Origin of the sequence: Herbidospora sakaeratensis (genome assembly GCF_001570525.1) — a bacterium.
In the GTDB taxonomy this organism is placed as follows: domain Bacteria; phylum Actinomycetota; class Actinomycetes; order Streptosporangiales; family Streptosporangiaceae; genus Herbidospora; species Herbidospora sakaeratensis.
In genome coordinates, this window is sequence record NZ_BBXC01000007.1 from 614,218 (window position 1) to 637,785 (window position 23,568).

The 23,568-nt window shown below is 71.7% G+C and carries 24 protein-coding genes; 12 read left to right on the top strand and 12 right to left on the bottom strand.

Annotated features, from left to right (window positions below; translation table 11 throughout):
• Positions 1-40: 40 nt before the first annotated feature.
• The gene (locus AW271_RS02575; RefSeq protein WP_062331098.1) at positions 41-640 is read right to left on the bottom strand and encodes an NADPH-dependent F420 reductase; all 600 of its coding nucleotides are present in this window, start codon (positions 638-640) and stop codon (positions 41-43) included.
• A 102-nt stretch (positions 641-742) separates the two neighbouring features.
• Here AW271_RS02575 and AW271_RS02580 point away from each other — a divergent pair, with 102 nt between their 5' ends.
• Together AW271_RS02580 and AW271_RS02585 are read left to right on the top strand one after the other, a co-directional pair.
• Positions 743-1,159: a winged helix-turn-helix transcriptional regulator gene (locus tag AW271_RS02580; RefSeq protein ID WP_062331101.1), complete on the top strand. Its 417-nt coding sequence runs from the start codon at positions 743-745 to the stop codon at positions 1,157-1,159.
• A gap of 54 nt (positions 1,160-1,213) precedes the next feature.
• Positions 1,214-1,654 carry a beta/gamma crystallin family protein gene (locus tag AW271_RS02585; RefSeq protein ID WP_062331104.1) on the top strand — a complete coding sequence of 147 codons (441 nt, stop codon included), beginning with the start codon at positions 1,214-1,216 and terminating at the stop codon, positions 1,652-1,654.
• Here AW271_RS02585 and AW271_RS02590 read toward each other — a convergent pair whose 3' ends face one another.
• The 8 genes from AW271_RS02590 to AW271_RS02625 form a co-directional block, all read right to left on the bottom strand.
• Positions 1,655-2,674, bottom strand: coding sequence for a LacI family DNA-binding transcriptional regulator (locus tag AW271_RS02590; RefSeq protein ID WP_030453166.1), 1,020 nt, complete (start codon positions 2,672-2,674; stop codon positions 1,655-1,657).
• A gap of 27 nt (positions 2,675-2,701) precedes the next feature.
• Positions 2,702-4,138, bottom strand: coding sequence for a GH1 family beta-glucosidase (locus tag AW271_RS02595; RefSeq protein ID WP_062331107.1), 1,437 nt, complete (start codon positions 4,136-4,138; stop codon positions 2,702-2,704).
• Positions 4,135-5,019, bottom strand: coding sequence for a carbohydrate ABC transporter permease (locus tag AW271_RS02600; protein WP_062331110.1), 885 nt, complete (start codon positions 5,017-5,019; stop codon positions 4,135-4,137). The genes AW271_RS02595 and AW271_RS02600 overlap by 4 nt, the downstream gene beginning before the upstream one ends.
• Positions 5,016-5,990: a carbohydrate ABC transporter permease gene (locus AW271_RS02605; protein WP_062331113.1), complete on the bottom strand. Its 975-nt coding sequence runs from the start codon at positions 5,988-5,990 to the stop codon at positions 5,016-5,018. Before AW271_RS02605 ends, AW271_RS02600 begins: the two co-directional genes overlap by 4 nt.
• A gap of 97 nt (positions 5,991-6,087) precedes the next feature.
• A complete protein-coding gene (locus tag AW271_RS02610) occupies positions 6,088-7,425 on the bottom strand; it encodes an ABC transporter substrate-binding protein (RefSeq protein WP_245652896.1) in 1,338 nt (445 codons plus the stop codon).
• 288 nt (positions 7,426-7,713) lie between these two features.
• A complete protein-coding gene (locus AW271_RS02615; RefSeq protein WP_062331120.1) occupies positions 7,714-8,310 on the bottom strand; it encodes a malonic semialdehyde reductase in 597 nt (198 codons plus the stop codon).
• A gap of 57 nt (positions 8,311-8,367) precedes the next feature.
• Positions 8,368-8,829: a MarR family winged helix-turn-helix transcriptional regulator gene (locus AW271_RS02620; protein ID WP_062331123.1), complete on the bottom strand. Its 462-nt coding sequence runs from the start codon at positions 8,827-8,829 to the stop codon at positions 8,368-8,370.
• Positions 8,784-10,301, bottom strand: a complete 1,518-nt coding sequence (locus AW271_RS02625; RefSeq protein WP_083976156.1) for a sulfatase family protein — start codon at positions 10,299-10,301, stop codon at positions 8,784-8,786. The genes AW271_RS02620 and AW271_RS02625 overlap by 46 nt, the downstream gene beginning before the upstream one ends.
• 217 nt (positions 10,302-10,518) lie before the next feature.
• On the opposite strand from AW271_RS02625, the gene AW271_RS02630 reads away from it, so the two are divergent.
• The 10 genes from AW271_RS02630 to AW271_RS02675 all read left to right on the top strand — a co-directional run bounded on the left by AW271_RS02630 (position 10,519) and on the right by AW271_RS02675 (position 20,584).
• The gene (locus AW271_RS02630; protein WP_062331126.1) at positions 10,519-11,499 is read left to right on the top strand and encodes a hypothetical protein; all 981 of its coding nucleotides are present in this window, start codon (positions 10,519-10,521) and stop codon (positions 11,497-11,499) included.
• A 14-nt stretch (positions 11,500-11,513) separates the two neighbouring features.
• Positions 11,514-12,695 (top strand): DUF6716 putative glycosyltransferase, encoded by a 1,182-nt coding sequence (locus AW271_RS02635; protein ID WP_245652897.1) that lies wholly within the window; start codon positions 11,514-11,516, stop codon positions 12,693-12,695.
• Between the two features lie 78 nt (positions 12,696-12,773).
• Positions 12,774-14,051 (top strand): MSMEG_0569 family flavin-dependent oxidoreductase, encoded by a 1,278-nt coding sequence (locus AW271_RS02640; protein ID WP_062331129.1) that lies wholly within the window; start codon positions 12,774-12,776, stop codon positions 14,049-14,051.
• Positions 14,051-14,866: an amidohydrolase family protein gene (locus AW271_RS02645; RefSeq protein ID WP_174553061.1), complete on the top strand. Its 816-nt coding sequence runs from the start codon at positions 14,051-14,053 to the stop codon at positions 14,864-14,866. Before AW271_RS02640 ends, AW271_RS02645 begins: the two co-directional genes overlap by 1 nt.
• Positions 14,867-14,876: 10 nt before the next feature.
• Complete coding sequence (locus AW271_RS02650; protein ID WP_062331132.1) at positions 14,877-15,389, top strand: MSMEG_0572/Sll0783 family nitrogen starvation response protein; 513 nt, start codon at positions 14,877-14,879, stop codon at positions 15,387-15,389.
• On the top strand, positions 15,389-16,447 hold the full coding sequence (locus AW271_RS02655) for an MSMEG_0568 family radical SAM protein (protein WP_062331134.1): 1,059 nt from the start codon (positions 15,389-15,391) through the stop codon (positions 16,445-16,447). The genes AW271_RS02650 and AW271_RS02655 overlap by 1 nt, the downstream gene beginning before the upstream one ends.
• A gap of 4 nt (positions 16,448-16,451) precedes the next feature.
• A complete protein-coding gene (locus tag AW271_RS02660; protein ID WP_218007922.1) occupies positions 16,452-17,879 on the top strand; it encodes an MSMEG_0567/sll0787 family protein in 1,428 nt (475 codons plus the stop codon).
• 9 nt (positions 17,880-17,888) lie between these two features.
• Positions 17,889-18,713, top strand: coding sequence for a carbon-nitrogen hydrolase family protein (locus AW271_RS02665; protein WP_062331137.1), 825 nt, complete (start codon positions 17,889-17,891; stop codon positions 18,711-18,713).
• Between the two features lie 3 nt (positions 18,714-18,716).
• On the top strand, positions 18,717-19,538 hold the full coding sequence (locus AW271_RS02670) for a carbon-nitrogen hydrolase family protein (protein ID WP_062331139.1): 822 nt from the start codon (positions 18,717-18,719) through the stop codon (positions 19,536-19,538).
• A complete protein-coding gene (locus AW271_RS02675) occupies positions 19,535-20,584 on the top strand; it encodes an MSMEG_0565 family glycosyltransferase (RefSeq protein ID WP_062331142.1) in 1,050 nt (349 codons plus the stop codon). Before AW271_RS02670 ends, AW271_RS02675 begins: the two co-directional genes overlap by 4 nt.
• 17 nt (positions 20,585-20,601) lie before the next feature.
• On the opposite strand, the gene AW271_RS02680 is transcribed toward AW271_RS02675, so the two are convergent.
• The 3 genes from AW271_RS02680 to AW271_RS02690 form a co-directional block, all read right to left on the bottom strand.
• Positions 20,602-21,108, bottom strand: a complete 507-nt coding sequence (locus AW271_RS02680; protein WP_062331145.1) for a hypothetical protein — start codon at positions 21,106-21,108, stop codon at positions 20,602-20,604.
• 76 nt (positions 21,109-21,184) lie between these two features.
• On the bottom strand, positions 21,185-22,048 hold the full coding sequence (locus AW271_RS02685) for a GerMN domain-containing protein (RefSeq protein WP_062331148.1): 864 nt from the start codon (positions 22,046-22,048) through the stop codon (positions 21,185-21,187).
• 139 nt (positions 22,049-22,187) lie between these two features.
• Positions 22,188-23,510 carry a CHAP domain-containing protein gene (locus AW271_RS02690; RefSeq protein ID WP_062331150.1) on the bottom strand — a complete coding sequence of 441 codons (1,323 nt, stop codon included), beginning with the start codon at positions 23,508-23,510 and terminating at the stop codon, positions 22,188-22,190.
• Between the last annotated feature and the right edge of the window lie 58 nt (positions 23,511-23,568).

A 23,568-nucleotide genomic window follows, 5' to 3' on the forward strand; every position in this document is an offset into this window, starting at 1 on the left:
GTCGAGCGGCCGGCCTGGTCGGGAGAGCCGGGCCGGCCACTCACCGGGCGACCCCCAGGCCGAAGGGCACCGGCCCCAGCACGCCGAACAGCGGCCGCACCAGCAGCACGAACGCCTCCGGCACCCGGGCCGTGGACAGGTCGCCGAGGTCGTACACCCACTCCGGCCGCCAGCCCAGGTCGGCGAGCAGCCCCCGGACCGTCGCCCGCGCCCCGGCGTCGTCGCCCGACACGAACACCGCCCGATGCGCCGACAGCAGCGCCGGGTCGGCCATGACCTCGGCCGGGCCGACGGTGTTCAGCGTCTTGACCACCCGGGTCTCCGGCAGGGCCGCCTGGATGGTCTCGGCGAGACTGGCGGCGGGGTGGACCAGCGCGGTCGCGAAGCCGTCGGGCCCCTGCTCGACCGCGTTGGCGACGTCGATCAGGACCTTGCCGGCCAGCTCCCGGCGCAGCGGGGCGAGGACCTCCAGCGAGTGCCGCCCCGGCGTGGCGTTCACCACCACCTCGCCCGCCGCCGCGTCGGCCGGGGAGGCGCCGCCCCGGCGTGACCCGACGATCACGCGGTGGCCCGCCGCGGTCCAGCCGTCGGCGAGGGCACGCGCCACGTTCCCGGCGCCGATGATGCCCAGAGTCGTCATGCGTCTCACTCCCATGCGAAGGTGGAGTCCCGACGTTAGGGACCGGCCACCCCGAGCTGGAAGAACGCACCAAAAAGTGCCCAGGGCACCCGAAGGGACCCCATGCCGACCCAGACGAGCGCACAACGCAGGGAAGAGGCCCGCCACGCCCACCGGGCAGCCGTCGACCTCTGCCCGACCAACCGGGTGCTCGACCGGCTCGGCGACAAGTGGGTCGGCCTGGTCCTGGTGGAACTGGAGAAGGGCCGCAGCCGCCACGCCGACCTGGCGCGGGCCCTCGCCGGGGCGAGCCAGAAGATGCTCACCCAGACCCTTAGGGAACTGGAACGCGACGGGCTCGTCGAGCGGTCGGTGACGCCGTCGGTCCCGGTCAGGGTCGACTACGCCCTCACCCCGCTGGGGGAGAGCCTGCTGCCCGTCCTCCACACCGTGACCCGATGGGCCACCCGGCACATCGACGACGTCGACGCGGCCCAGCGGGCCTACGATCGGAACCGGACTCCACGAAGTCACAAGTGACTTCCAAGGCCCGGTTGCCACGCTCCTCCCAGACATCGTCTTCAGGAGGAAATCATGTCGCCGATCACCACGCGCCTTCTCGGCGCGGCCGCCGTCGTGCTGGGCCTCTTATCGGCCGCCGCCCCCGCGCAGGCCACCGAGCTCGACTTCCGCACCCTCTACCTGTTCGAGCACGCGGGCTACGAGGGGAGGTACCGGCCGGTGCAGACGCTTGAGTGGAACGAACTGGGTCACTTCTGGGTCTACCGGCAGGCCTCCGCGCCCGAACTGCCCCTCTTCAACGACGAGACCAGTTCGCTGACCAACAACGACTGGAACGCCTGGGTCGTCTACGACGACAAGGACTACCAGGACCGGCGTTACTGCGTCAGGCCCGGCGAGACCGTGCCCAATCTGAGCGCCCAGCAGTTCAAGTTCAACGACAAGATCTCCTCGGCCAGGCGGCTGGAGAGCGCGAGCTGCGCCGGCTACCCGGCCTTCTTCACCACCGGCTGATCAGGTCGACGCCCTGATCACCAGGTGGGTGTCGAGGATGACGACCGGCTGCTCCAGCGGCTCGCCGTTGATGCGGGCCACCAGCAGCTGCACCATCTGCCGGCCCATCGCCTCGGTCGGCTGGTGGACGCTGGTCAGCGGCGGCTCGGTGTGCAGGGCCACCTTCGAGTCTTCGAAGCCGATCAGCGCGATGTCCTGGGGCACCGCGCAGCCCCGTTCGCGCAGCACCCGCAGCGCGCCGACCGCCATCGGGTCGGAGGCCGCGAAGACGGCGTCGAGGTCGGGGTGGCGGTCGAGCAGTTCGCGCATCGCCGTCGAGCCGCTCTCCTCGGAGAAGTCTCCGTAGGCGACGCGTTCGGTCAGGCCGGTCGCGAGCAGGGCGTCGCGGTAGCCGGCCAGTCGGTCGACGCCCACGCCCATGTCCTGGGGACCGGCGATGGTGGCGATGCGGGTGCGGCCCTTGCCGAGCAGGTACTTGACCGCCTGCCGGGCCCCCGCCCGGTTGTCCATGTCGACGTAGCTGTAGGGGTTGAGCCCCACGGGGCGGCCACCGAGGACGGTGGGCACGCCGAGCTCCTCGAGACGTCCCGGCAGGGGGTCGGCGCCGTGGACCGAGGTCAGCAGGACGCCGTCGACGTGCTGCCCGGTCAGGTAGTGCTCCAGGCGGTCGTGTTCGTTGCGGTTCTGGGCCATGCTCAGGATGAGCTGCAGGCCCGTCTCGGCCAGCGCCGACCCGATTCCCCTGATCAGGCCGGCGAAGTAGGGCTCGTCGAACACGCGCTGCTCGGATTCCGACACCACCAGGGCGATGGTGTCGGTCCGGTTGGTGACGAGGGTGCGGGCCGCCCGGTTGGGGACGTAGCCGAGCTCGTCGATCGCGAGCAGGACGGCGTCGCGGGCCTTCTCGCTCACCTTCGGCGAGCCGTTGATGACCCGTGAAACCGTTCCTCGCCCGACTCCGGCCCGTGCGGCGACGGCTTCGAGCGTCGGCCTCGCGACCGAGCGGCGGTCCCCGTTCATCAGTCCTGCCCCCTCACCACGTTCACGCTATTGTGCCGGACCCCGGAGGCCCCCGTGCCGGATGGTCTCGGCGTACCAGAGAGCGCTATCTTTCAGGATGCGCGTCTGGGTTGGGTAGTCCACGTAGACTAGGCCGAATCTCTTGCCATAACCCCACGCCCACTCGAAATTGTCCATGAGCGACCAGGCGAAGTAGCCCTCCAGCGGCACGCCCGCCTCGATGGCCTGGTGGCAGACCCTCAGGTGGGTGTCGATGTAGGCCTGGCGTTCGACGTCGTGGATCGCGCCGTCGTCGGTGACCACGTCGTCGTAGGCGGCGCCGTTCTCTGAAATGTACAGAGGGACGGCGGGGTACTCGTCGCGCAGCCGGGTGAGCACTTCGAGCAGGCCGTTGCCGTCGACCTCCCAGCCCATGCCGGTGACCGGGCGCCCGCCGTTGACGAAGCCGACGTGCTCGTTGCCGGGCCACGCCGAGCCGGTGTCGGTGGGGGCCGCCGACGCGGACTTGGGGCCGCCCTCGGCGCCGGTGACGGTGAAGCGGCTGTAGTAGTTGATCAGCAGCATGTCGAGCGGGGCCGCGATCAGCTCCAGGTCGCCGTCCTTGATGTACTCCTCGGGCGCGATCAGCGGCGTCAGGTCGTCGAGGACGTCCTGGGGGTAGCTGCCGCGCATGAGGGCGTCCAGGAAGAAGCGGTTCTGCATGCCGTCGATGCGGCGGGCCGCGTCGAGGTCGGCCTCGGTGTCGCTCTGGGGGCTGATCGCGTAGAGGTTGACGCAGCCGCCGATCCGCGTGTCGGTGCGCTGGGCCCGCATCGCCTGGACGGCCAGGCCGTGGGCCAGGTTCAGGTGGTGGGCCGCCTTGATCGACTCCGCCGGGTTCCGGCGGCCGGGGGCGTGCTCGCCCGAGGAGTAGCCGAGGAACGCCGCGCACCACGGCTCGTTGACCGTGGCCCAGTTGGCGACCCGGTCGCCGAGGGCGCCGTGCACGACGGCCGCGAAGTCCGCGAAGCGCTTCGACAGGTCGCGCGACGGCCACCCGCCCTCGTCTTCGAGGGCCTGCGGCAGGTCCCAGTGGTAGAGCGTCACCCAGGGCGAGATGCCGTAGGAGAGCAGCTCGTCGACCAGGCGCTTGTAGAAGTCGAGGCCCTTGGCGTTGACCTCGCCCTTGCCGTCGGGCTGGATCCGCGTCCAGGAGACCGAGAACCGGTAGGCGCTCAGCCCCAGGTCGGCCATCAGCCGGACGTCGTCGCGGTAGCGGTTGTAGTGGTCGATCGCCACCGAGGCGTCGTCGCCCTCGACGACCCGCCCGGGTTGCGCGACGAAGGTGTCCCAGATGGAACGGCCGCGGCCGTCGGCCGTGAGGGCGCCTTCGATCTGGTAGGCCGACGTCGCGCTGCCCCAGACGAAGCCGGTGGGGAAGACCAGACCAGGGGTGTCGATCTGGGTCTCTGTGTTCTGGGTCACTCCTTGACCGCACCTTCCATGAGTCCGCCGATGATCTGGCGGCCGAAAAAGACGAATACCAGCAGAAGCGGAATGATCGACACCGTCGTGCCCGCGAAGATGAGCACGTAGTTGGTCGAGTAACGGTCGTTCAGGGCCCTCAGCGCGACTTGCACAGTCGGATTGTCCGGCGTGAGCACGATGAGAGGCCAGAGGAACTCGTTCCAGATCAGCATGAACGTCTGGATCGCCAGCACGGCCATGCCGGGCCGGACCGCCGGCACCGCGACGTTCCACCAGATGCGCAGGGTGCTCGCGCCGTCGACCCGCGCGGCCTCCACCAGTTCCCTCGGTACGGCCTGGCGCGTGTACTGCGTCATGAGGAACACCCCGAAACCGTTCACCAGGAACGGCAGGATGACCGCCTTGAGGGTGTTCGTCCAGCCCAGCGTCACCATCATCTGGTAGAGCGGGACGATGCCCATCTGCTGCAGCGGCACCATCATGGTCAGCACGACCGACAGCAGCAGCAGGTTGCGGCCTCTGAAGGTGAGCGAGGCGAACGCGAACCCGGCCAGCGTCGAGATGATCACGATGCCGATCGTCACCGTGCAGGCGATGATGATCGAGTTGACGATGCCCGTCATGAAGTGGGCGTTCTCGGCCTCGAAGACGGCCCTGATGTTCTCGCCCAGGTTGCCGGCCGGGAGCAGCGGCGGCGGCATGCTGTGCGCGTCCTCGTTGGTGCGGGTCGCGATGACGATCATCCAGTAGATCGGGAAGATCGACAGGAAGATGGCCAGGCCCAGGCTCGCCTTGGTGAGCGTGGTGGCGCGGAACGGGTCGAGCCGGGAGGTGCCCGCCTTGGCAGCGCGGGGCGCCCGATGTGTGATCGTCGTCATCGTGATCTCCCGATGCCGCGGACGATGGCGAAGTTGATCAGCGCGGTGATCATGATGAGCAGGAACAGGATCCAGGCCGCGGCCGCGGCGTAGCCGTACTGGAAGTCCCGGAAGCCCTCCTTGACGATGAACATGGCCACCGTCTGGAACTGGCCCGTCGTGCCGCCGGTCATCAGGCCGGCGCCGAACATCACCGGCTCGGCGAACAGGGTGAAACCGCCGATCGTCGAGACGATGACGGTGAAGATGATCGTGGGCTTGAGCAGCGGGACCGTGATGCCCCAGAACTGGCGGCGCGGGGAGGCGCCGTCGATCGCGGCGGCCTCGTAGAGGTCCTTGGGGATCGTCTGCATCGCGGCCAGGTAGATGATCGCGTTGTAGCCGGTCCAGCGCCAGTCGATCATCGTGGCGATGGCGATCCACGACGACCACTTCTCGTTCTGCCAGTGGATCGGGTCGACGCCGAACGCGCCCAGCACCCAGTTGACCAGGCCGTAGTCACGGCCGTACAGCTGGGTGAAGACGACCGCGACGGCGACCACCGAGGTGATGAGCGGCGCGAGCACGCTCAGCCGCAGCACCAGCCGGCCGCGCAGCTTCTTGTTCAGTGCGTTGGCCAGCAGCAGCGCGAGCAGCAGCTGCGGCACCGTCGCGATCACGAAGATGCCGACGGTGTTGAGCACCGAGTTCCAGAACTTGTCGTCCGCCAGCAGCTCGGTGTAGTTCTCCATGCCGATGAACGTCTTGTCGCCGGCGAGCTGCCAGTCGTGCAGCGACACCCAGGCGGTGAAGATCAGCGGGAAGACGCCGAAGATCGCGAACAGGATGAAGTAGGGCGAGACGAACAAATAGGGAGTGGCCCGCAGGTCCAGCCAGGACCAGAATCTCCGGCCGCCCGGCGGCCGCGCGTGCCGCCGGGGCCCGGGTGGCACCGTGCGGGTCCGGGAGCCCGCGTCGACGCTGAGGCTCATCGTCAACCTTTCGTGGAAGGAGCGGCCGGGGGGATCCGGCCGCTCAAGTGAGTGACCGGCCCCTCGGTGCAGGGGCCGGTCGGGCACGGCCGGGGGGTCAGCCCGCGGCCTTCACGCCCTCCTCCACGAATCGGGTCCAGGCCTCGTCCCACTTGACCGAGCCCTGGTCGGCGCCCACGAGGACCTCCTCGACGGCGGCCTTCACCTGGGCGTGCTTCTCACCGAAGAACACCGGCGCGAGCTTCGCGACCGAGGCGGCGAAGATCGGGCCGCTCGGGGCGTCGTTGAAGTAGGCGTTCTTCGCGTCGGCGACGGTCGGGTCCTGCTGCGCCGGGATGGCGCTCGGGAAGTTGCCGCCCTCCTTGAACGCCGCGACCTGGCCGTCCTTCCCGGTCAGGAAGTTGAGGACGTCGGCGGCCTCCTTCGGGTGCTTGCTCTGCGACGGGACCATCAGCCAGGAGCCGCCCCAGTTGCCGGAGCCGCCGGGCACCGCCGCGACGTCCCACTTCTTGGCGTTGGAGTCGCCGGAGGTGCCGGAGATCACGCCGAGCATCCACGAGGGGCAGCCCATGGTGGCGAAGCCACCCTTCTGCATCGCGGTGTTCCACTCCTCGCTCCAGGAGCGGAGCTTGGCGGTCAGACCGGCGCTGCTGAGGGACTGCACGTAGTCGAACGCGGCCTTGACGCCCGGGTTCTTGTCGACCACGAGGGCCTGCGACTTGTCGAAGTAGTAGAGGCCGCCGTTCTTGCCGGCCTCCTGGGCGAGCACCGAGTTGTACACGGTGTTGGCGCCGTCGACGAAGCCCGCGTCCGGCACCTTCGCCTTGAACTTCTTGCCGACCTCGAGGTAGTCGTTCCACGTCGGCCAGAGCTTGGAGACCTCGTCGCGGTTGGTCGGCAGGCCGGCCTTCTCGAACAGGTCGGTGCGGTAGCACATGGCCATGCCGCCGATGTCGGTGCCGAGGGCGAACAGCTTGCCCTCGGTGTTGAGGCCCACGTCGTACTTGAACGCGGGGTAGTCCGCCTTACGGCTGTCGAGGCCGTACTGACCGAGGTCGGCGAAGTACTGCGGACGGGCGGCCATGAGGCCCATCGCGCCCTCGTCCATGGCGATGATGTCGCCGGCGCCGCTGCCGGCCTCCAGCCACTGGAGGACCTGCGGCAGGTAGGTGTCCTCGAACCGGTCGGTCAGGTTGACGTACTTGACCTGGACGTTCGGGTTCGCGGCGTTCCACTGGGCCACCGCGTCGTCGTAGGCGAAGTTCTCGCCGCCGCCGAAGGTGTTCAGCGTGATCTCGATCTTCTCGGCAGGGGCCGCGGAGCCGCCCGCGCTAGGTGCCGCTGCGGGTGCCTCGTCGCCGCCGCAGGCAGCGGCCGTGATGGCCAGCGTCCCTGCGGCCACGGCCGCGAGCACACCGCGGCGCGTGTTGTTCATCATTCCGGACCCCTCTCAGGTGGTTCCCGAATCTGTGACAGAAGGTGGGCTCCCGGCCGATCCCCGACTGCTCAGCAGGTTGGGAGCGCTCCCACGAAGAGTCCACTATGGGCAACGCACCCGTCAATATGCCGAAACCTAACTGTTACTCCTGTAACGGTTAGAGGCGTAGAAACAGACATGAATCGACAAAAAGTACATACCCACAGTTGGGAGCGCTCCCAGTTCATAAAGAACAAAGTGGCCCATCTCGCTGAGGGAGACGGGCCACTGGCGGTGGGAGCGTGCTCAGATCGTGGTCACGGCCTCGTGGAGGTCGAGGCGCGGGTTGCGGGCGTACCACGCGTCGGGGCCCGGCTTGCCGATGTTGACCACGGCGAGCACTTCGTGCCGGCCCTCCGGGAAGAACTCCTTCTCCAGGGCGGCCTTGTCGAACCCGGCCATCGGCCCGGCGGCCAGGCCGTGGGCGCGCACGCCGACGATGAAGTAGCCCACCTGCAGGGCGCCGTTGAAACGGGCCGACTCGACCCGGCCGTCGCGGTCGGCGAACGCGTCCTTCGCGCCGGGGAAGTGCGGGAACGTGCGCGGCAGGTGCTCATGGAAGTCGACGTCGGCGGCCAGGATGGCGACCAGCGGGGCGGTGGCCGTCTTCGCCTTGTTCCCCGGTGACATGTGCTCGACGAGCCTGGCCCGCGCTTCGGGGGAGCGGACGTAGACGATGCGCAGCGGCTGGTTGTTCATCGCGGTCGGGCCCCACTTGATCAGGTCATAGATCGCGTGCGCGGTCTCGTCGGAGACGGGCTCGTCGGTGAAGGTGTTGGCGGTCCGCGCGTCGCGGAACAGCAGAGCCTGGCCGGTGGCGTCGAGAGCGGTCTCGGTTGTCATGGCATTCATGTTGCCCAACAACCTTCTTCTCGTGCAACATCTTCCCGTGCAACGAAATTATTCGGTCAAGACCTCCTCGAGCCGGGCCAGCGCCCGCCGCAGCGTCTCCCGCTCGGCGGCCGACAGCGGGGCCTCGAAGTGCCGGTCGACGACGCGTACGTGCACGTCGACGGCGCGCAGGAAGATCTCCGAGGCCAGCTCGGTGGGCCGGATCAGGGTCACCCGGCGGTCGCCGTCGTGGCGGCCCCGGGTGACCAGCCCCGCCTTCTCCATCCGGTCGAGCAGCCGGGTCATGCCTCCGCTGGTGAGGGTCAGGTCGAGCGAGTTGATCGCCGTGCAGGCGCCGTGGTCGCGGTAGAGGCGCAGCAGCACTTCGAACATCACGTGGGTGATCCCGACCTCCTCCTGCAGCGCCCGGTCGATCAGGCGTTCCAGGGCGGCGGCCGACCGGATGAGGTGGCCGAAGCCGGGGCTCAGCCGATCACATGCGGCGCGTTCTGAGGCCGGGGTCCGATCCATTGCACTCCTGACGGGGGGAAATCTGAGCGTTCGCCCAAAATCGTATCGGCGACCCGGCAACCCGCCCCCGAGCAGGCGTGCAGCGCGGCCAGACGGCCCGACAGGCCGGCGATCAGCGCCGGGTCGGCGGTGGCGGCCAGGTTCGTCAGCTGGTGGGGGTCGGCGATCATGTCGTACAGCTGGCGTTCGCCGGTGGCGTACTCGACGTAGGCGTGGGTCTCGGTGCGCAGCGCCCGGTAGGTGGGCGGGCAGCCGGGCGCGTAGTCGGGCTTGTCGAACTCCACCAGCACCGCGTCGCGCCACGGCACCCGGCGGCCCTGCAGCAGCGGCACCAGCGACCGGCCCTCGACGAAGCCCGGCACCTGCGCGCCGGCCAGTTCGGCGAAGGTCGGGCCCAGGTCGACCGTCGAGCCCAGCGAGGTGTCGACCCGCCCGGCCGGCACCCCCGGCCCGCGCACGATCATCGGGACCCGGATGTCCTCCTCGTAGGGCGTCGTCTTGCCCGACCGCAGCCGGTGCTGCCCCAGGTGGAAGCCGTTGTCGGAGCCGAAGAAGACGTAGGTGTCGTCGAGCTTGCCGGCCTCCTCCAGCGCCGCGACGACCGTGCCGACCAGGTCGTCGAGGCCCGCCGTGGAGCGCAGCCGGTCGCGGTACATCTGGTCGATGTTGCGCTTCACGCGCTTGGACATGCGCCCGCGCTGCTGCACCCAGAGCGGCTCGGCCGACACGTCCTCCTGGTTGTACGACGGCGTGCGCGGCGCCTTGACCCCCTCGAAGGCGTCGGCGTGGCGCGGCGCGTGGTTGGCCGGGCGGTGCGGCGCGGTCGGCGTCAGGTAGAGGAAGAAGGGGTCGCTGCGGCGCACGAACCCGGCCGCCTTCTGGGCCAGCACGTCGGTCAGGTAGTCCTCCGGCTGCTCGCCGCGCTCGACGATGATGCCGTCGTCGTTGAGGGCGTAGCCGTACTCGCGGTAGAGGTTGGTGACCGGCACCGCCCACTCGTCCCAGCCCGGCGGGATGTAGGTGCGCGGCACCTCGGGGCTCGGATACTCGTTCAGGTACTTGCCGAACAGGGCCGTGCGGTAGCCGGCGGCCTTCATCCAGGTGCCGATTGTGCTCTCCTCCAGCGGCTTGAACCGCGGGAAGCCGCCGGTGGGGAACCGGTTGCTGGTCACGCCGTGGCTGTGGATGTACTGCCCGCGCAGGATCGACGAGCGCGACGGGCAGCACCACGGGTTGGTCACGTAGAAGTGGGAGAAGGTGGTCCCGCTCGCCGCCAGCCGCGAGATGTTGGGGAAGCGGTGGAGATCGGCCGTGTCGAGGTCGTCGGCGAGGATGAAGACGACGTTCGGAGGAGCCTTCTCGGACGCCTTCGCGGGCACCTTCGGGCTCGACTTCGCGGTGGCCGGCGTGATGGTCAGCGGCGCCGCCAGGAAGGCCAGGGCGAGGCCGCACGCGAGACTCCTCTTCAGCATGGGGCAGATCATTGCCGGTGTTACACCTGCGAAAACGTACATTTAGCAGCGGACCGTGCACGATACGTAGTGGATTCTCCCAACCGGTTGCACCGGTCCAGGCACTCCGGGACAGTGATTCACATGAGATCCGGGGGTTCACGTATTCGGCTGTTCACCCGTCGTTCCCTGTCCTGTTGCGATCGGCGGCTACCGTGAGCCCGTCGTGAACGGGTCCATGGAGAGTTCTGCGAGTAATGGCGGTTCGTCCGTCGCGTGGGTCGAGTCCCCGCTGCAGCTGCTCTGCGTCATCGAGGCGCAGCACGCGGGTCTGCTCGGCGACGACGCCGTCGTCGTGCCGCGCTCGGGCCTGCCCGCGCTTCGGCTGACCCGCAACGAGATCTCCCGCCTCGCGCTGCCCGACGGGCTCAGCTTCGCCGAGCCGTCGGCCAAGATGCCCAAGCCCGGCCGCTCGTGGGCGGTGGGCGACGCCTTCTCCGGCCGCGTCCAGCTGAGCCTGCTGACCTCCCCGGTACGCCGCCTGCTGCTCGTCGACGACGGGCTGGCCACCATCCGGCTGCTCGAACTGCTCGCCGAGCGCCGCCCGCTGCTGCGCGCCCGCGCCGTGCCGGGCACCGCGCGCACCGCCATGGGGGCGGTCGCCGGGGTGCGGCTGCGCCGCCTGGCCCGCCGGGGCCGCCTCACCGTCTTCACCGCGCTGCCGGTGCCCGACGACGTCGCCGACGCCGTCCGCGCCCTCGGCGCCGCCGTCGTGCGGCACGACTTCCCGTGGTTGCGCAGCCAGCCGGGCCGGCGCCCCCCGGCCGAGAAGACGGTCGTGCTGGGCACCTCGCTGGTGCGCAACGGGCTCATCCACCGCGAGGCCTACGTGAAGTGGCTGACCGGGCTGGAGGAGCCCGTCGCCTACTACCCGCACCGCCGCGAAGACCCCAAGGACCTCGACCGGGTGCGCCGCATCGACGGCGTCACGGTCTACGAGAGCGGCGCCCCCGCCGAGATGACGCTGCGCGACCTGCGGCCCGGCCAGCGGGTGCTCAGCCTGCCGTCGACGGCGGTCACTTCTCTCCGTATCCTGCTGCGGGCACGCGGCGTCTCGGTGGAGACGGTCGACGTGCCGGACGAATGGTGGACCGCCTCGGCGGGCCCGTCACTCCGCTCCCACCTCCAGCTTTTCGCACACGAAAGAGTCGCTCCTTGATCCGCGTTTTCGCCGTGGCCGATTCAGACTCCTACCTGAAATGGGCCGCGGGCCTCGTCGGAGGCGCTCCCGGCGACTGGAAGCTCGAACTCGCCGTGGTGCGCACCCCCATCGCGCCCTCGGAGTCGCAGATCGCCGCCGCGGTCAGCGGCACCCGCTTCCACGACGTGCCGACGCTGGGCGCGCGGGCGCTGCGCAAGGCCGCCGAGCGGTTCCGCCCCGACGTGATCCTGGTGTCGTGCACCGGCCCGGTCGTCGACGCGCTGGTCAGCGAGGTGCTGGCCGGGCTGAAGCCGCGCCCGGTCTTCGTCACCGGCCTGCCGGGCATCTCGGTCCCGGCGACCGAGAAGGCGTGGATCTACCGCAGCGGCTGCGACCTGTTCATCCTCCACTCCGGCCGCGAGGTGCGGGAGTTCGGCGAGATCGCCCGGCGGCTCGGCGGCGGCGGCCAGGTGGCCCTGGCGCGGCTGCCCTACCTCGACCTGACCGGCCACCCCTCGGCCGGCGAGACCCGCGACCGCGTCGTGTTCGCCACCCAGGCCAAGGTGCCGGTCAAGCGCGACGACCGCGAGAGCGTGCTGCTGTCGCTGAAGGCGCTCGCCGAGGCCCGGCCCGACCTGCGGGTGGTCGTCAAGCTGCGGGCCCGCGACGACGAACGCCAGACCCACAACGAGAAGCACCACTACGAGCGGCTCTGGACCACCATGGCCGCCGACGGCCGGGTCCCGGCGGGCCTGCTGTCGTTCGAGGCCGGGCCGATGCACGAGCACCTGGCCCGCGCCCACGGGTTCGTCACGGTCTCCTCGACGGCGGCGCTGGAGGCCATCGCCCAGGGCGTGCCGCTGCTGGTGCTGTCCGACTTCGGGGTCAGCGCCGAGATGATCAACCTGGTGTTCGAGGGCTCCGGCTCGCTCGGCACCCTCGACGACCTCGCCAAGGCCGACTTCCGCACCCCGACCCCCGAGTGGTGCGCGGCCAACTACTTCCACGAGGCCGCCCACAACGACTGGGCCGTGCGCACCCTCGCGCTCGTCGAGGCCGCCCGCGCGGGCGCCCTGATCCCGTCGTCGTCGCTGCTCGACGGCCCCCAGCACGCCGCCGCCCGCCGCCGCGCCCGGCTGCGCATCGAGGTGCCGCCCAAGGTGCTGCGCTACGGCTACCGCGCCAAGAAGAAGATCCGCAAACTCCTCAAATAACGCTCGGTGAGCTTCCATTGACGCGGATTTGTTCCGGATGACATCGATCGGCAACGGCCCGCTCATGCACTGAGGGGCATGAGAGTCGACGGTTCCGCCCACCCCGTGGTCGTGATCGGCGGTGGCCAGGCCGGGTTGTCGATGAGCCACTGCCTGACCCGGCTGGGCATCGGCCACGTCGTGCTGGAGCGCGGCCGCGTCGGCGAGTCGTGGCGCTCCCGGCGCTGGGACTCCTTCTGCCTGGTCACCCCGAACTGGCAGTGCGACCTGCCGGGATACCCCTACCAGGGTGCCGAGCCCGACGGCTTCATGGTGCGGGACGAGATCGTCTCCTACCTGGAGGGGTATGCCGCCGCGTTCGCCCCGCCGGTGATCGAGCGGGTGACGGCTTCCCGGCTGACCCCGGTCGAGGGAGGGTTCGCCGTCACGACCGACCGGGGTGTGCTGACCGCCGGGCAGGTCGTGGTGGCGACGGGCCCCTACCAGACGCCGGTCGTGCCCCGGGTGGCCGAGCGGCTGACCGTGCCGTCGATCCACTCCGACGACTACCGGGACCCTGCCGGGCTGCCCGAGGGGCCGGTGCTCGTGGTGGGCAGCGGGCAGTCAGGCTGCCAGATCGCCGAGGACCTGTTCCTGGCCGGGCGGACCGTGCACCTCGCCGTCGGGTCGGCGCCCCGGGTGGCGCGGCGCTACCGGGGGCGGGACGTGGTCGAGTGGCTCGACCTGATGGGCTACTACGACCGGCCGATCACCGAGTTCGACGACCCCGAGGCCGTGCGCTCGCGCGCCAACCACTATGTGACCGGCCGCGACGGCGGGCGCGACATCGACTTACGCGCCTTCGCCCGGGACGGCATGCGCCTGCACGGACGGCTGAAGGGGATCGCCCACGGTGCGCTCGCCTTCGCCGACGACCTGGCGGCCAACCTCGACCACGCCGACGCGGTGTCCGAGGGCGTCAAGGACTCCATCGACGCCTACATCGCCTCGAACGGGATCTCGGCGCTCGCCGAGGACCGTTACGTCCCGGTCTGGCGGCCTCCTGACGGGGGCTCCCAGATCCGTACCGGAGACCTCGGCTCGGTCGTCTGGTGCACGGGCTTCCGTCGCGACCACTCCTGGGTCAGGGTCCCCGTGTTCGACGGGACCGGCTACCCCGCCCACACGCGCGGGGTGACCCGCTGGCCGGGGCTCTACTTCCTCGGGCTTCCGTGGCAGCACACGTGGGGCTCCGGCCGCTTCTCCGGGGTCGGCCGCGACGCCGAGCACCTCGCCGGGCACATCGCCGCCCACCTCGCCGGGCGTGCGCCCGCGGCGTCCGGCTACCACGTCCACCCCGAACTGCTGGGCACCTGATGATCCGAGACGCCCATCGCCACCTGGGGATCCTGCCCGCCCACCCCTTCTACGGCGGGCCGCCGGTCCGGCCCGACGTCGGCGCCCGCGCCACCATCACCGAGCTGCTGCGCGACCTCGACCGCGAGGGCACCGAGCGGGCGCTGGTGATCCCCAACTACGGCGTGCCCGACCCGGCCGTCGCGTTCTCCTTCAACGACCTGTGCGTCGAGGCCGCGGCCCGCGACGACCGGATCAGGGCCGGGCTCTGGGTCTCGCCGCTGCCCGCCGACGAGCCGCGCACGCTGGCCGCGCTCGCCCTCGCCAGCGAACCCGGGGTCCGGGCGCTGAAGCTGAGCTTCCTGCTCGGCGGACGCCCGGCCGACCCCTCGTGCCGGGCGCTGCTCGACCGGATCTTCACCGTCGCCCGCGACGGGGACCTGGTCGTGCACGTCCACACCTCGCCGGGGGCCGCCTCCGACGTCGACGAGGTCGCCCACCTGGTCGAGCGGTACGGCGACGCCGTCGCCATCCACCTCGTCCACTTCGGCGGCGGCGCGTCGGGCCACATCAAGCTCGCCGGGTCGCGCTTCTTCGACTGGATCGCGGCCGGCAAGCGCGTCTACACCGACCTCTCCTGGGCCATCGGGTTCGCCCCGCGCTGGCTGGCCCGCGAGATCGACCGGCGCGGCCTCGGCCACGACCGGTTGTTGTTCGCCAGCGACGAACCCTGGGGCGACCACCCCGGGGAGCACGCCCGGCTCAGCGCCGCCGTGGGGGACGGCGAGCTGGCCCGGCTGGTCTTCCACGACACCTTCGAGAAGCTTTATGGATAGGAGCCCGGAAATGACCGAACTGACCGAGCTGGAGCAGGCCAGCCTGACCGAGATCCCCCACCCGTCGCTGCCCGACGGGTCGAGCCTCTACGGCGAGACGAAGGTCTTCCCCGACTACAAGGCCGAGGACGGCGAGACCTACTTCACGCTCGTGCATGGCATCGCGCACGAGTCGTCGGTCAGCTTCGTGGCGGTCCTCCAGGCGACCCGCGCGCTTCGCAAGGGCTTCGAGTCGGCCATCTACTTCTACGGGCCGGGGTCGTTGAACTGCCTGGCCACCCGCGGTTTCCCGACGACCGGCAACTCGGCGTTCCCCGGCGAGCACAACATCAACAACTCGCTCAAGACGTTCATCGCCGAGGGCGGCAAGGTGTTCTGCTGCCGGTTCGGGCTGTCGCTGCACGGCGCCCGCGAGGAGGACCTCATCGAGGGCGTGATCCCGACCCACCCGCTCGACGTGCAGGACGCGCTGATCCATTACACCCGCAAGGGCGCCGTCATCAACTCGACGTACATGTTCTGATGACCGACCGCGTCTCGACCCGCGTCGACGTGGCCATCCGGGGGGTCCGGCTCGACGCGCCCGTACGGCGGACCGGGGGAGCCGGTCCGTCGGACGACGGGCACCTGCTCGTCGACGGCGCCAACGCGGCGCTGCCCCTCGACCCCGCCAGCCCCTACGTCGTCCGCGACGGGCGGCTGCACCTCGGCGGCACCGACCTGGGCGTGGCCGTCCGGCCCGTCCGGCGGCCCCGCTTCTACGACCTGGCGACCGCCGACGGCGTGCCGTACGAGAAGATCGCCAAGCTCCACGGGGCCGACGTGCTGGCCACGACCGTGGTGCAGACCTGCGTGCGGTACGCCGAGGAGGAACGTTGCCGCTTCTGCGCCGTGGAGGAGTCGCTGGCCTCCGGCGCGACCGTGGCGGCCAAGACGCCCGCGCAGCTGGCCGAGGTGGCCGCCGCGGCGGTCCGGCTCGACGGGGTGCGGCAGATGGTCATGACGACCGGCACCACGCCGGGCCCCGACCGCGGGGCCAGGGTGCTGGCGCGGTCGGTCCGGGCCGTGCTCGCCGCCGTGCCGGGGCTGCCGATCCAGGTGCAGTGCGAGCCGCCCGCCGACCCGGCCTGGATCGCCGAGCTGAAGCGGGCCGGGGCGCACGCGATCGGCATCCACGTCGAGTCGCTCGACGACGAGGTCCGGCGGCGCTGGACGCCCGGGAAGGCGCGCACGCCGCTGGCCGACTACTGGGCCGCCTGGGACGAGGCGGTCCGCGTCTTCGGCCGCAACCGGGTGTCGACCTACCTGCTGATCGGGCTGGGGGAGTCGGCGGACGAGCTCGTCGCGGGCGCCTCCGAGCTGATCGCCCGGGGGGTCTATCCGTTCGTGGTGCCCTACCGGCCGCTCGCCGGGACGCTGGGGCGGCGGGACGGCGTACCGGCGCCCTCGGGGGAATTGGTGCGCGAGGTGACCGAGAGGGTGGCGGCGATGTTGCGCGGCGCCGGGATGACCGGCGCCGAGCAGGGCGCGGGCTGCGCGGCCTGCGGCGCGTGCAGTGCCCTGGCGACGGCGGGCGGGTGACGGCGTGACCTCCGTCTGCGACGTGCTGCTGTCCGGGCGGCCCGGACCGTCGGCGCACCGGCCGCTCGACGTGCCCGCGCTGCTCGGGGCCGGGCGCGCGCCCGCGCCGTTCGTCGTCGAGGCGACCGCCGACCGGGGGTGCCTGTACGCCTACCGGCTGCTGCGCCGGCGGGTCTTCGTCGAGGAGCAGGGCCTGTTCGACGACGACGACCTCGACTACCGCGACGAGGATCCGCGCACGGTCGTGCTGGTGGCCCGCGACGCCGCCGGGGCCGTGCTGGGCGGGGTGCGCCTCGGCCCGGAGGACGACGGGCCCGACATCGGCTGGTGGCGCGGCTCACGGCTCGTCGTCGACCCCGTGCTGCGCCGCGCCCCCGGGGTGGGGGCCGCGCTGGTCCGGGCGGCGTGCGCGCACGCCGAGGAGGCGGGGGTGCTGCGGTTCGAGGCCGACGTGCAGGACCGGGCGGTCCCGCTGTTCAGCCGGCTCGGGTGGCGGCCGGTCCGGCCCGTGCGGGTCGCCGGGCGGCCCCACCAGACGATGCGGTGGCCCATCGGGCGGCTGGCCCGCGCCGCCGCCGGGAAGGCCGCCCTCGGGCCGCTGCTGCGCGGCCTGTCGCCCGGCGGGCGCGGCTGGGTCGGCGACGACGGCGCGCCGGTGCCCGGCGGCGACCTGATCGCGGCCTGCGACGCGATCCTGCCGTCGATGGTCGAACGCGACCCCGACTGGGCCGGGTGGTGCTCGGTGCTGGTCAACCTCAACGACCTCGCGGCGATGGGGGCCACCCCGGTCGGGCTGCTCGACGCGCTCGGCGCGCGGGACGCCTCGTTCGCGGCGCGGGTGCTGACCGGGCTGCGGCGCGCGTCGAGCGCCTACGACGTGCCCGTCCTCGGCGGCCACACCCAGCTCGGGGTGCCGGCCGCGCTCTCGGTCACCGCGCTCGGGCGCACCGCGTCGCCGGTGCCGGGCGGGGGCGGGCGTCCGGGTCATCCGGTACGGCTGACCGCCGACCTCGGCGGCCGGTGGCGGACCGGGTACACCGGCCGGCAGTGGGACTCCACCTCGACCCGCACCACCGGGGACCTGCGCGCCATGCTCGGCGCGGTCGGCGCCGCCCGGCCCGCGGCGGCCAAGGACGTGTCCATGGCCGGGATCGCCGGCACCCTCGGCATGCTGGCCGAGGCAAGCGGCTGCGGCGCGGTGCTCGAACCCGCGCAGGTGCCCCGGCCCGCCGGGGTGACCATGGGCGACTGGCTGACCTGCTTCCCGGGCTTCGCCATGCTCACCGCCGGAGGCCCCGCGCTGCCCGCCGGGCCCGCCGTGGGCGCGGAGTGCGGCGAGCTGGTGACCGGGAGCGGGGTGCGGCTGCGCTGGCCCGACGGGGTGGAGACGGAGGGCGTGCACGGCGCGGTCACCGGACTCGGAACGGCCTGAGGAGGACGCATGACCATTCGGCTGGCGGCCGTCGCCGCCCCGTTCGGCCGGGACCTCGACGCGTGCTTCGCCCTGATCGAGGCCCTGGCCGCCAGGGCCCGGTCGGAGGGGGTGACCGTGCTGGCGCTGCCCGAGGCGTGCCTGGGCGGCTACCTGGCCGACCTCGGCGGCTCGGCCGCCGGGCCGCCCGCGCTGCGCCGCGACGGCCCGGAGCTCGCCCGTCTGGCCCGCATCGCCGGCGACCTGGTGATCTGCGCGGGCTATTGCGAGGCCGACGGGGACGCCCGGTTCAACTCCGTCGTCTGCCTCACCGGCGACGGCGTGCTCGGCCACCACCGCAAGGTGCACCAGCCGCTCCGCGAGGACCGGACCTACGCGGCCGGCGACGGCTTCACCGCCTTCGACACCCCGGCCGGGCGCATGGGCATGATGATCTGCTACGACAAGGCGTTCCCCGAGTCGGCCCGGTCGCTGGCCCTCGACGGCGCGCAGATCGTCGTCTGCGCGTCGGCCTGGCCCGCCAGCCGCACCGACCCCGCGCCCGACCTGGCCGACGACCGGTGGACCCGCCGGTTCGACCTGTTCGACCAGGCGCGGGCGCTGGAGAACCAGGTGGTGTGGGTGTCGGCGAACCAGTCGGGCTCCTTCGGCGACCTGCGGTTCGTCGGCCGCGCCAAGATCGTCGGGCCGGGCGGGGAGATCCTCGCCGCGACCGGCGTCGACGGCGGGTTCGCGGTCTGCGACGTCGACGTGCCCGCCGTGCTGGCCGCCGCGCGGCGGTCGATGGGGCATCTGCGGGATCGCCGTCCCGAGGCGTATGCGGCAGGATCGTGACCCGTGCTCCGCATCGCCGCCGCCTCCGCGCACTTCGGCCGTGACCTGGAGTTCGACCTCCAGCGGGTCGCCAAGCTCATCGCCGACGCGCGGCAGGAGGGCGCCGGGCTGCTCGTGCTGCCCGACGCCGCCCTCGGCGGCTACCTCGCCGACCTGCGCGACCCCGACCCCGCCGCGCTGCCGCCCGCGCTCGGCCCCGACGACCCGCTCATCAAACGGGTCGCCGAGCTGGCCGCCGAGATGGTCGTCTGCGTCGGCTACCGCGAGGCCGACGGGGAGGCGCGGTACAACGCGGCCGTCTGCGTGACCGGCGACGGCGTGCTCGGCCGCCATCGCAAGGTGCACCTCCCGGCCGGCGAGATTGCCGCCTACGCGCCCGGCGACCGCTTCGACGCGTTCGACACCCCGGTCGGGCGGCTCGGCATGCTGATCGACTACGACAAGACCTTCCCCGAGTCGGCCCGGTCGCTGGCCCTCGACGGCGCGCAGATCGTCGCCTGCCTGTCGGCCTGGCCCACCAGCATCACCAACCGGGCCCCGCGCATGGCCCAGGACCGCCAGTCCCGTCTCTTCGACCTGTACGACTGCGCCCGCGCCGCCGAGAACCAGGTCGTGCTGGCCTCCTCGAACCAGACCGGCACGATGGGCGGGATGCGGTTCCTCGGCCAGGCCAAGGTGGTCGGCCCGGGCGGCGACATCCTGGCCCGGACGTGGTCGAAGGCCGGCCTCGCCGTCGCCTCGGTCGACGTGGCGGCCGAGATCGCGCAGGCCCGCCGGGTGCTGCGGCACATCGGCGAACGGCGGCCGGAGGCGTACCGGGCATGAGGATCGCGCTGCTGACCTACTCGACCCGGCCCCGGGGCGGGGTCGTGCACACCCTGGCCCTGGCCGAGGCGCTGGCCGCCCTCGGGGAGGAGGCCGAGGTGTGGGCGCTGGGCCGGGGCGGCGACCGCCGGTTCCACCGGGACGTGCGGGTGCCCGTCCACATCGTCGACTGCCCCGACGTGCCCGGCGAGACGGTGGGGGAGCGGGTGCTGCGCTCGATCGGCCTGCTGCGGGACGCGTTCACGCCGTCGGCGTACGACGTCGTGCACGCTCAGGACTGCATCACCGCCAACGCCGCCGGGTGCTGCGTCCGGACCGTGCACCACCTCGACCACTTCACGACGCCCGAGCTGGCGGCCTGCCACGAACGTGCCCTGGTCGAGCCGTTCGCCCACGTCTGCGTGTCGTCGGCGGTGGCGGCGGAGTTGTCGGCGGGCTGGGGCATCGCGGCGTCGGTGATCCCCAACGGCGTCGACGCCGCGCGGTTCGCGACGGCCGACGGGTCGGCCTGGCGCGACCGGTTCGGCGCCTACGTCCTGACGGTCGGCGGCATCGAACCCCGCAAGGGCTCCCTCGACCTGCTCGAAGCGGCCGCCCTGCTGCCGGAGTACCCGCTGGTCGTGGCGGGCGGCGAGACCCTGTTCGACTACCGGGGCTACCGGGCGGCGTGGGATTCCCGCGCGGCCGAACTGGGCGTCGAACCGGTCGTGCTGGGCCCGGTGCCCCACGACGACCTGCCCGGCCTGGTCGCCGGGGCGGCGGCGTTCGCGTTCCCCTCGACGAAGGAGGGCTTCGGCCTGGCGGCGATGGAGGCGCTGGCGGCCGGGGTGCCGCTGGTGGTCCGCGACCTGGCGGTCTTCCGCGAGGTCTTCACCGGCGCGGCCCTGTTCGCGACCGATCCGGCGTCGCTCGCGGCGGCGCTGCGGGAGGCGGTGACGGTCCCGTCGCCGGAGCGGGTGGCGAACGGAAAGGCGCTGGCCGCCCGGCACACGTGGCGCCGGGCGGCCGAGGCCCATCTGGAGTTCTACCGGGCGCACGTGAGGTGAGCGCCCGGTGCCGGTGATCAGGCGTCGGCCTCGCAGGCCGTCTCGGTCTCCGCCGTGCACTTGTCGAAGCCGCCGACCCCGTTGGCCGTGTCGATCCCTCCGTTGCCCTTCAGGATGTCGTCTTCGGAACCCCCGTTGAGCCCGTCGCGGCCCGGGCCCCCGTTCAGGACGTCGAGCCCCGGGCCGCCCCGCACGGACGACTGGAACCCCGTGTCGTTGGTGAACGTGTCGTTGCCCCCGAGCAGCGAGACGTCCAGGAACTGGATGACGCCGGAGCACTGGGCCACCGCGCCCGACTTGATGCACCCGGCTCCCACGATGGTCCCCGAGGTGGAGTCGACGGTCAGCGTCCCGTTGAAGAAGCTGACGTTGACGGTCTCTCCGTCGCCCGTGCCGACGATGAAGACCGTTTTCCCGGAGACGTGGACGGACGTGTCCGTCGCCGCCTGCGCGGGACTTGTGACCATCACCAGGCCGGCCGCGACGAGCGCTAAGGCGGTGAGGACACGCTTTGCCAGTGACATCTGATTTTCCCCCGTCTGGTTGGGTTGACGGGGTCCAGGAAACCGCGGATGCCGGTGGGCGTCTGCGGATAAATACTCACGGCTCCAGGGACTCGGGGATGGAGTCGCTGTTTCCGCCGGGCCGACCGGTCTTCCCGGCCGCGTCGTAGATCTTGACCCACTTCACCGTCGGGAACTGCTTCAGGGTCGCGTTGAGGTGGTTGGCGATGGTGAACGTCGCGCCGCCGCTCTTCACCTTGCCCGTCAGGTAGACCCGCGCGACCTTGTTCGTCACGGTCAGCTTGCTGTAGCCGGTCGCGCCGGAGTTCACGAAGCGCAGCCCGGCCGCCTGCTCGGCCGCCGTCGGCCCGGCGAAGAGCCGCTGGAGCGCGCCGTTGGCGGTGCTGGGCGGGATCACCGGCCGCGACACGGCCTTGAGCCTGGGCTCGCGGGGCAGGTCGAGGAAGTACGCCTTCACCGGGACGGTGCGGTAGTTCACCGTGAAGTCGACGACGACCCGGCTCGGCTTGGTCAGCGTGTACATCCGGAAGGGCGCCTTCTTGGCCAGCCCGACGCCGAACGACAGGGTCGCCTCCCAGTCGCCCGTCCGGACGACCTGGATGACGCCCGGCAGGGCGTAGGTCCGGCGGGCCGCGCCGTAGGTCGAGCCGCCCGTGTCGTTGTGGCCCCGGGCGTCGAAGAACCGTACGGCCAGCTTCGCCGCGCCGGGCACCGGCACGGTGTGGCCCGAACCGTCTTCGATCAGCTTGGGCACGTATTCGGCGATCCGCGTGGGTGGCAGCCCGCCCCGGAACTCGAAGACGAGGCGATCGATTCCGGGGTGGCGGTCGGCCCTGATCGCCACCAGCTGGGGCACGGTGTCGGCCGCGGCGGCGGCGGGGAACAGGGCGGCGGGGGCGAGCAGGGCTCCGACGAGGAGCAGGGAGCGCAGGGTGGCCATGGTCTCTCCGAGGGTTGTCACGTTCCAGGGACGAGCCGTCCCGGAGCCGTGGGCTCCGGGTGCGGCTGTCCTTAAAGACGCGGCGAACCACTCGTCAGTTCTCCGGCCGTATGGAGATGTCGCTTCCGGGCAATGCCGGTCAGAACGTCCCGCTGAACCGCCCCGGGTTCGTCACCCCCGCACCCGGGCCGAACGTGTGCCGGACGCCCGTCTTCGTCGTGACGACGTAACCGGTCGCCGTGACGGCGATGTCGGCGGCCTCCGCCGAGCCCTCGGGCAGGTCGCCCAGGTGTTCGGCGTCGCCGAAGGCGAACACGTTGCCCGCCACGTCGACCATCACGTAGCCCTTGCCGGTCGCGGTGCCCGACATGGCCACGATCGCGCGCTCGAACGTCGTCGCGTTGCCGAACCACTTCGCCGCGCCGAACGGGTGCACCTGCCCGGCCGAGGTCAGCAGCCAGTAGCCGCCCGTCGTCACCTCGATGTCGACGAACTGCCCGCTGTAGCCCTCCGGCGAGGCGGTGATCCACACGCCGGGCCCGTAGACCTGGCCCGTCGAGGTCGTCACCAGATAGCCGTTCGGCGCCGCGTCGATCGCCACCAGCTCACCCTCGGCGGTGGCCGGGCGGGCGACGGGGGGCGCGGCGTCCCCGTACGGGAAGATCTGACCCGACGACGAGAGCAGCCAGTAACCGGCGCCCGACGGCGTGACGGCGGCGTCGGTGACGCGCCCCGACACGGCCGGGGCCGCGCCGGGCAGGCCGCCGAAGACCTGGCCGGTCGAGGTGACCGCCAGGTAGCCCGCGCCGAACGGCCGGGCGCCGCCGCCGTTCACCAGCGCCGGGTAGTCGGCCGGGCCGCCGTCGGTCGACAGGATGCCGATGTTCTTCTTCGCGTGCACGACGCCCGCGACGCTGTACGACGCCCAGAACGAGTCGAGCCGCCCGCCGTGCCAGCGCATCGGGTTGCGCACCACCTGGGAGTTCTGCCCGACGGTCACGACGTTCCTGGTGCCGTCCTTGTTGACGGTGACGCGTTCGACCACGACCACGTGACCGGCCGCGCCGCTGCGGTTCATGACGACCATGTCGCCCGGCACGATCGCCTTGATCGAGCCGTTGGCCTGCCGCTCCATGCCGAGCGCCGCCGCCCGGGTGAAGATCTGCGAGGCGATGCCGACACCGGAGAAGATCCCCGAGTGCCAGCCGCGCTTCAGGTAGAAGCGCTGCGGCAGCTCCACGCACTGCCACCAGTTGTAGGAGACGCCGCCGACGTGCCTCTGCCCGGCGCAGCTGGTGGCGGTGCTGGCGCCGCAGACGGGCACGCCGCCGCCGGCGAACCAGGAGGTGCCCGCGAGTCTCAGCGGAGCCCCCGCCGCCGACGCCTCGGCCGGCGCGGTGGGGGCGAGCACGCCGGCGGCGGCCATTCCGCCGGCGATGATCTGTTTGAGAGGGGTGGACATAACGGCAAGAGTGCCGAAACCTCACGTCACAGAATGTGTGGAATACCCCTTTGGTATC

What these genes read in the sequence shown, in the direction of transcription:
- AW271_RS02580 (WP_062331101.1), top strand. Translation starts at nt 743, where the DNA reads ATGCCGACCCAGACGAGCGCACAACGCAGGGAAGAGGCCCGCCACGCC.
- AW271_RS02650 (WP_062331132.1), top strand. Translation starts at nt 14,877, where the DNA reads ATGACCGAACTGACCGAGCTGGAGCAGGCCAGCCTGACCGAGATCCCC.
- AW271_RS02620 (WP_062331123.1), bottom strand. Translation starts at nt 8,829, where the DNA reads ATGGATCGGACCCCGGCCTCAGAACGCGCCGCATGTGATCGGCTGAGC.
- AW271_RS02625 (WP_083976156.1), bottom strand. Translation starts at nt 10,301, where the DNA reads ATGCTGAAGAGGAGTCTCGCGTGCGGCCTCGCCCTGGCCTTCCTGGCG.
- AW271_RS02575 (WP_062331098.1), bottom strand. Translation starts at nt 640, where the DNA reads ATGACGACTCTGGGCATCATCGGCGCCGGGAACGTGGCGCGTGCCCTC.
- AW271_RS02640 (WP_062331129.1), top strand. Translation starts at nt 12,774, where the DNA reads ATGAGAGTCGACGGTTCCGCCCACCCCGTGGTCGTGATCGGCGGTGGC.
- AW271_RS02645 (WP_174553061.1), top strand. Translation starts at nt 14,051, where the DNA reads ATGATCCGAGACGCCCATCGCCACCTGGGGATCCTGCCCGCCCACCCC.
- AW271_RS02605 (WP_062331113.1), bottom strand. Translation starts at nt 5,990, where the DNA reads ATGAGCCTCAGCGTCGACGCGGGCTCCCGGACCCGCACGGTGCCACCC.
- AW271_RS02630 (WP_062331126.1), top strand. Translation starts at nt 10,519, where the DNA reads ATGGAGAGTTCTGCGAGTAATGGCGGTTCGTCCGTCGCGTGGGTCGAG.
- AW271_RS02685 (WP_062331148.1), bottom strand. Translation starts at nt 22,048, where the DNA reads ATGGCCACCCTGCGCTCCCTGCTCCTCGTCGGAGCCCTGCTCGCCCCC.
- AW271_RS02585 (WP_062331104.1), top strand. Translation starts at nt 1,214, where the DNA reads ATGTCGCCGATCACCACGCGCCTTCTCGGCGCGGCCGCCGTCGTGCTG.
- AW271_RS02690 (WP_062331150.1), bottom strand. Translation starts at nt 23,510, where the DNA reads ATGTCCACCCCTCTCAAACAGATCATCGCCGGCGGAATGGCCGCCGCC.
- AW271_RS02665 (WP_062331137.1), top strand. Translation starts at nt 17,889, where the DNA reads ATGACCATTCGGCTGGCGGCCGTCGCCGCCCCGTTCGGCCGGGACCTC.
- AW271_RS02655 (WP_062331134.1), top strand. Translation starts at nt 15,389, where the DNA reads ATGACCGACCGCGTCTCGACCCGCGTCGACGTGGCCATCCGGGGGGTC.
- AW271_RS02610 (WP_245652896.1), bottom strand. Translation starts at nt 7,425, where the DNA reads ATGAACAACACGCGCCGCGGTGTGCTCGCGGCCGTGGCCGCAGGGACG.
- AW271_RS02680 (WP_062331145.1), bottom strand. Translation starts at nt 21,108, where the DNA reads ATGTCACTGGCAAAGCGTGTCCTCACCGCCTTAGCGCTCGTCGCGGCC.
- AW271_RS02590 (WP_030453166.1), bottom strand. Translation starts at nt 2,674, where the DNA reads ATGAACGGGGACCGCCGCTCGGTCGCGAGGCCGACGCTCGAAGCCGTC.
- AW271_RS02600 (WP_062331110.1), bottom strand. Translation starts at nt 5,019, where the DNA reads ATGACGACGATCACACATCGGGCGCCCCGCGCTGCCAAGGCGGGCACC.
- AW271_RS02615 (WP_062331120.1), bottom strand. Translation starts at nt 8,310, where the DNA reads ATGACAACCGAGACCGCTCTCGACGCCACCGGCCAGGCTCTGCTGTTC.
- AW271_RS02675 (WP_062331142.1), top strand. Translation starts at nt 19,535, where the DNA reads ATGAGGATCGCGCTGCTGACCTACTCGACCCGGCCCCGGGGCGGGGTC.